Source organism: Kocuria atrinae C3-8, from assembly GCF_000286355.1.
GTDB lineage: Bacteria > Actinomycetota > Actinomycetes > Actinomycetales > Micrococcaceae > Kocuria > Kocuria atrinae_A.
Genome location: NZ_AJXN01000207.1, coordinates 1 through 3687, shown reverse-complemented (window position 1 = coordinate 3687; position 3687 = coordinate 1). Strand labels below are relative to the sequence as shown.

Sequence of the window (3687 nt, the reverse complement as noted above, 5' to 3'; positions counted from 1 at the left end):
GGCCCATTCCTATGTTCAGATCTGCTGATCCCTGAGTGTCAGGAAATGACTTTCCTGGGGTTCAAGTTGTTTCCCGGGTCCGTGCTGGAGAACAGGGCGCGCATGATGTTGGCTCCCTCGGGGGAAATGTCCTGTTCCATCCAGGGCTGGTGCTCCAGTCCCACACCGTGGTGGTGGGACAGCGTGCCACCGTTGTCGATGAAGGCCTGCTGAATGGCGCTCTTGACGGTGTGGTACTCGTCGTAGGGGTTCTCGTGGTCGTAGACGTACCCGAACGTGAAGTACAGGCACGCGCCTGAGTGGTAGGAGTGGGACATGTGCGACATGATCCACCCCTTCTTGCCCAGGGACGCGTAGGCGCGTTCAGCGGCGTCGTAGACGGCCTTGTGCACCGTGGTGAGCTTGGACCAGGGTGCTGCGGTCTCGGAGACGTCACCCACGGTGTTCTGCTCGAGTAGGAAGTCTCGCAGGTACGGGGTGTCGAACTTCTTCTGGTCGTACAGCGCGCCGGGGCCCGAACCGAGCACGATGGCCCCGTTCTTCTTGGCGATGGCGGCCACTGCCTTCTTACGCGCCTCCACATCCTTGGGATTGCCCTCGAAGCACACGTAGGAGATGCACATGTCGTCGGTGTCCCAGCCGCGCTTGCGCATGACGGCCCAGAGAGCGTCCTGTCCCTTGGCAGCGAGCTTGCCCTTGGCCGACGTCGCGCCTTCTGCGTAGCGAGCGAGAACGCCGTTTCGTGTGCGTCGGAGACGCGGGCGAAGGCCAACGGGATCTCGGCCTCGGTGAACTGCCTGACTGCGGTCAAGGCCTGCTGCCACGTGGGGTACATGTACGCAATGACCTGGTGCTTCTCGGGCAGGCGATGCACGTGAACGGTCAGTTCCGTGATGATGCCCAGCCGGCCCTCGGAGCCGATGATCATTTCGCGCAGGCTCGGACCGGTGGACGTGGACGGCAAAGGTCGCAGTACACTGTGCCGGTGGCGCGGACCATGCGGAGCCCACGGATGATGTCAGCGATGTCCCCGTACTTGTCCGACTGCATGCCTGAGGAACGGGTTGCTGCCCAACCACCCAGGGTCGAGTAGGTGAACGAGTCGGGGAAGTGGCCCAGGGTCCAGCCGCGAGCGTTGAGCTGCTCTTCCATGTCTGGGCCGAGTACGCCGGCCTGGATGGTGGCAAGCCCGGATGTCTCGTCGATCTCGAGGACTTTGTTGAGTCGGCCGAGGTCCACGGAAACGATGCACCGTTCCTCGGACGGATCCGCCTGGAGGCTTCGCGAGATGCTGCTGCCGCCGCCAAAGGGGATGAGTACCAGATCGTGCTCGACCGCCGCGCGCATCAGCGCAGCCACTTCATCCTCGGTTCCGGGGTAGACCACGACATCCGGGATGCGGTGGAAGTCGTTGCGCAGGGTCTGGAGCAGTTCCAGAACCGACTTGCCGGCCCAGTGGACCACACGCAGTTCGTCGTCGGTGCTGACGTTGTCCGCCCCGTTGATGTCACGGAGCAGCTCGAGAACGTTGTCTGGAGCCTTGGAAGCGGGAACGTCAGCGGTCGAGAAATCCACAGTGTCCCGCTCACGCGGACGCAGCGTCACTCCGATGGCTTCCTTGACGAAGGGTGCGAACGCCGGCTTGTTCTCGTAATTGAAGAAAACGCCTTCTTCGCCCCAGCCCCACCATTTCTGGTGTTTCACGTGTGCCACTGCTGTGCGACCTCTTTCTTCGGGGGTATTCAGTCTTGAATCTTGCTTCGGTTCGAAGCGTACAGTGCGCGAACCGCCGCTTCGATGCGTTCGTTGAACCCCGTGACAGTTTCGTTCCCGCGTGTGCGCAAGGGTGCTCCCACCGCAACGACCACCGGAGGCCTACCGGGTCGTGGCCAGCTCGAGTCCTTGGGCATGGCCTCGTGAGCGCCGATCAGCGCGACGGGGACCACCGGGACTTCCAATGAATGGGCCAGGCTGGCCGCACCCACCTTGAAGGGGGCCATCTTGCCGGTCTTGGAACGTGTGCCTTCCGGGAAGATCAGAATGGGAATCCCCGCGGCCAGCAGCTTCTTGGACAGGCCGCGATTCGCACCGGTGCCGGTGCGGTCGATCGGGAAAGCATTGAAGATCAGCTGGGTGAACAGCTTCTTGTACCAGGCCGTGAAGAAGTAGTCGGCGGCCACACCCGTGGCCAGATCGCGTGAAATGTAGTGAGGCACCCCGCTCATCACGAGTGGCGCATCCAAATGGCTCGAGTGATTCGCCACGACCACGCAGCCGCCCTTGACGCCAAAGGCCGCGGGATCCACCACATTGGTGCGGGTGATCAGGCGATTGACCAAGCCTTTGAAGAAGATCGTCTGCGCGATCTTCCGGGCGATCCTCCGTCCGACATGCGTGTAGTAAGCGGTACCGACTTTCGCGGACTCGGCCGGCGGTGCCGGGGGAGCGGGATCGGCCTGAGCCACCGGCCCTTCCAACGACTCCATGATGTGGGGACGCTCCACGGGCTGACGAGCGTGCTTGCCGCGATGACGGCTGCTCTCATCATGAGCGGGTGCCGACGGGTTGTCGGTCGGGCGTGCGTGTTTGCCGCGACGGCGCCCCGTTCCATCCTGGGGCTGCTCTGAATGCTTGTCCTGCGGTGCCATGGCTCAGGCCTTCTGCTCGCGCTTGCGTGCCCCGGAGACCTGCCGCGAAATCCAACGGACGGCGGGGCGGGGAAGGTGGTGCAGGGTCGCGTAAACGGCCTTGTAACGCAGGGTGGGGATCGAAAGAACCTTGCCCCGAGCGACGTCGGCGAGGGCCTCGTCCGCGACCTGGTCCGCGTTGAGCCACATGAAGTTGGGGATCGAGGATCCAGCGATGCCCGCGCGACTGTGGAACTCGGTGCGAACCCAACCGGGCAGAACCGCGGTGGCTTGGACACCCGTACCGTGCAGCTCGACGGCCAAAGACTCCGTCATGGATGTGACGTAGGCCTTGATGGCCGAGTACTCGCCCATGGTGACGCACCCGGCGATCGATGCGATGTTGACGATCCACCCCGTGCCGCGTTGCGTCATGGAACGCCCTGCGGCGCCGGAGAGCAACGCAACGGTTCGGCACATGACGTCCGTGCCCATGTCGTGCGGGGAGAAGTCTTCGGTCAGGAAGGGCGTACCCACGGAGAATCCCGCGTTGTTGACGAGCAGGTCCACGGGTTGTGTCGGATCCGCCAGTCGCTGGGCAACACGATCCACGTGTTCACGGTCGGCCAGGTCGGCCGCCATGGTTTCCACGTGAATGCCGTGCTCACCGGCCAGCTGTTCGGCAACTTCACGGAGCCGATCTTCGTTGCGAGCCACCAGGATCAGGTTGAAGCCCTTGCGGGCTAACGAGCGTGCGAACGCGGCTCCCAGGCCTGACGTTCCACCGGTCACAAGAGCGGTAAGCATGCCACTAAGATACACTACGGTAGGCGTAGCGATTCGGGTTCATGGCCCGTGCGGGCACAGGTTTTCGCCCGGAGTCATCGAGGAGGGACAGTGACGGAGGAGTCCTACCTGGCCTTGCACCGACGGGGCAGATTGTACGGTCCCACGGACCAGGAACTTGTCCTGCGAACTCCCTTCGAGGTCCAACAATTCACCCGCGACGCCCAGGGAAGTCTGCGCGCTGACATTGACACAAACACTTTCCACGAAAACC

At 63.1% G+C, this 3687-nt stretch carries 4 protein-coding genes; all 4 read right to left on the bottom strand.

The features are described from left to right. Positions 1 to 38: 38 nt before the first annotated feature. The 4 genes from YO9_RS21160 to YO9_RS0115820 all read right to left on the bottom strand — a co-directional run bounded on the left by YO9_RS21160 (position 39) and on the right by YO9_RS0115820 (position 3434). Positions 39 to 824: an FAD-linked oxidase C-terminal domain-containing protein gene (locus tag YO9_RS21160; RefSeq protein ID WP_317259867.1), complete on the bottom strand. Its 786-nt coding sequence runs from the start codon at positions 822 to 824 to the stop codon at positions 39 to 41. 100 nt (positions 825 to 924) lie between these two features. Continuing rightward, the gene (locus YO9_RS21155; RefSeq protein ID WP_317259866.1) at positions 925 to 1713 is read right to left on the bottom strand and encodes an FAD-binding oxidoreductase; all 789 of its coding nucleotides are present in this window, start codon (positions 1711 to 1713) and stop codon (positions 925 to 927) included. 29 nt (positions 1714 to 1742) lie between these two features. Continuing rightward, positions 1743 to 2486: a lysophospholipid acyltransferase family protein gene (locus YO9_RS0115825; protein ID WP_223286713.1), complete on the bottom strand. Its 744-nt coding sequence runs from the start codon at positions 2484 to 2486 to the stop codon at positions 1743 to 1745. 165 nt (positions 2487 to 2651) lie between these two features. Then, positions 2652 to 3434 (bottom strand): SDR family NAD(P)-dependent oxidoreductase, encoded by a 783-nt coding sequence (locus YO9_RS0115820; protein ID WP_016998369.1) that lies wholly within the window; start codon positions 3432 to 3434, stop codon positions 2652 to 2654. Between the last annotated feature and the right edge of the window lie 253 nt (positions 3435 to 3687).

What these genes read in the sequence shown, in the direction of transcription:
- YO9_RS0115825 (WP_223286713.1), bottom strand. Translation starts at nt 2,486, where the DNA reads ATGGAGTCGTTGGAAGGGCCGGTGGCTCAGGCCGATCCCGCTCCCCCG.
- YO9_RS0115820 (WP_016998369.1), bottom strand. Translation starts at nt 3,434, where the DNA reads ATGCTTACCGCTCTTGTGACCGGTGGAACGTCAGGCCTGGGAGCCGCG.